This window comes from Vibrio splendidus, from assembly GCF_001557875.1.
Taxonomy (GTDB): domain Bacteria; phylum Pseudomonadota; class Gammaproteobacteria; order Enterobacterales; family Vibrionaceae; genus Vibrio; species Vibrio splendidus_F.
Genome location: NZ_LNRF01000021.1, coordinates 1 through 1,607, shown reverse-complemented (window position 1 = coordinate 1,607; position 1,607 = coordinate 1). Strand labels below are relative to the sequence as shown.

The window sequence follows — 1,607 nt, the reverse complement described above, 5'->3', positions numbered from 1 at the left end:
CGAAGAGTATAGTTAAGAAGACTTATGGTTTGTCTAAGTAACGTTGTAATGGCTGGGCTACCTGGATTCGAACCAGGGAATGCTGGCATCAAAAGCCAGTGCCTTACCGCTTGGCGATAGCCCAACAATGATATCACTTAAGATATCTAAATAATGGTGCGGTCGGAGAGACTTGAACTCTCACACCTCTCGGCGCCAGAACCTAAATCTGGTGCGTCTACCAATTCCGCCACGACCGCAGCAAAGCTTTTACTCTAGCGAAGAGTATAGTTAAGAAGACTTATGGTTTGTCTAAGTAACGTTGTAATGGCTGGGCTACCTGGATTCGAACCAGGGAATGCTGGCATCAAAAGCCAGTGCCTTACCGCTTGGCGATAGCCCAACAATGATATCACTTAAGATATCTAAATAATGGTGCGGTCGGAGAGACTTGAACTCTCACACCTCTCGGCGCCAGAACCTAAATCTGGTGCGTCTACCAATTCCGCCACGACCGCAGCAAATCTTTATAGTCATATCGAATATTGGTGCTTCAATAAGACATTGTATAAGTGGTGGCTACTGCGGGATTTGAACCTGCGACCCCATCATTATGAGTGATGTGCTCTAACCAACTGAGCTAAGTAGCCATAATAAATCTAAATAGATTCACTATTTGTTCTCTAATGAAAGAGAAATAATGGTGCGGTCGGAGAGACTTGAACTCTCACACCTCTCGGCGCCAGAACCTAAATCTGGTGCGTCTACCAATTCCGCCACGACCGCAGCAAAGCTTTTACTCTAGCGAAGAGTATAGTTAAGAAGACTTATGGTTTGTCTAAGTAACGTTGTAATGGCTGGGCTACCTGGATTCGAACCAGGGAATGTCGGCTTCAAACTCCAGTGCCTTACCGCTTGGCGATAGCCCAACAGTGATATCACTTAAGATATCTAAATAATGGTGCGGTCGGAGAGACTTGAACTCTCACACCTCTCGGCGCCAGAACCTAAATCTGGTGCGTCTACCAATTCCGCCACGACCGCAGCAAAGCTTTTACTCTAGCGAAGAGTATAGTTAAGAAGACTTATGGTTTGTCTAAGTAACGTTGTAATGGCTGGGCTACCTGGATTCGAACCAGGGAATGCTGGCATCAAAAGCCAGTGCCTTACCGCTTGGCGATAGCCCAACAATGATATCACTTAAGATATCTAAATAATGGTGCGGTCGGAGAGACTTGAACTCTCACACCTCTCGGCGCCAGAACCTAAATCTGGTGCGTCTACCAATTCCGCCACGACCGCAGCAAATCTTTATAGTTATATCGACATTGGTGATTCGATGTAACGTTGTTCTCTTGGTTAACTACTTAAGTAATCAAACAAAGAGTTTTAAATAGTGGCTGGGCTACCTGGATTCGAACCAGGGAATGCTTGCATCAAAAGCCAGTGCCTTACCGCTTGGCGATAGCCCAACAATGATATCACTTAAGATATCTAAATAATGGTGCGGTCGGAGAGACTTGAACTCTCACACCTCTCGGCGCCAGAACCTAAATCTGGTGCGTCTACCAATTCCGCCACGACCGCAGCAAATCTTTATAGTCATATCGAATATTGGTGCTTCAATA

The 1,607-nt window shown here is 45.7% G+C and carries 12 tRNA genes; all 12 read right to left on the bottom strand.

Annotated features, from left to right (window positions below):
* Nucleotides 1–49: 49 nt before the first annotated feature.
* Nucleotides 50–124, bottom strand: a tRNA-Gln gene (locus ATB74_RS23240).
* Nucleotides 125–154: 30 nt separating this feature from the next.
* Nucleotides 155–239: transfer RNA gene (locus ATB74_RS23235), tRNA-Leu, on the bottom strand.
* A 68-nt stretch (nucleotides 240–307) separates the two neighbouring features.
* Nucleotides 308–382 (bottom strand) — tRNA-Gln (locus tag ATB74_RS23230).
* Between the two features lie 30 nt (nucleotides 383–412).
* Nucleotides 413–497 (bottom strand) — tRNA-Leu (locus ATB74_RS23225).
* A 55-nt stretch (nucleotides 498–552) separates the two neighbouring features.
* Nucleotides 553–629, bottom strand: a tRNA-Met gene (locus tag ATB74_RS23220).
* A gap of 51 nt (nucleotides 630–680) precedes the next feature.
* A tRNA-Leu gene (locus ATB74_RS23215) sits at nucleotides 681–765 on the bottom strand.
* Between the two features lie 68 nt (nucleotides 766–833).
* A tRNA-Gln gene (locus tag ATB74_RS23210) sits at nucleotides 834–908 on the bottom strand.
* Between the two features lie 30 nt (nucleotides 909–938).
* Nucleotides 939–1,023, bottom strand: a tRNA-Leu gene (locus ATB74_RS23205).
* A gap of 68 nt (nucleotides 1,024–1,091) precedes the next feature.
* A tRNA-Gln gene (locus ATB74_RS23200) sits at nucleotides 1,092–1,166 on the bottom strand.
* 30 nt (nucleotides 1,167–1,196) lie between these two features.
* Nucleotides 1,197–1,281 (bottom strand) — tRNA-Leu (locus ATB74_RS23195).
* Between the two features lie 95 nt (nucleotides 1,282–1,376).
* A tRNA-Gln gene (locus ATB74_RS23190) sits at nucleotides 1,377–1,451 on the bottom strand.
* 30 nt (nucleotides 1,452–1,481) lie between these two features.
* Nucleotides 1,482–1,566: transfer RNA gene (locus tag ATB74_RS23185), tRNA-Leu, on the bottom strand.
* Nucleotides 1,567–1,607: the final 41 nt, after the last annotated feature.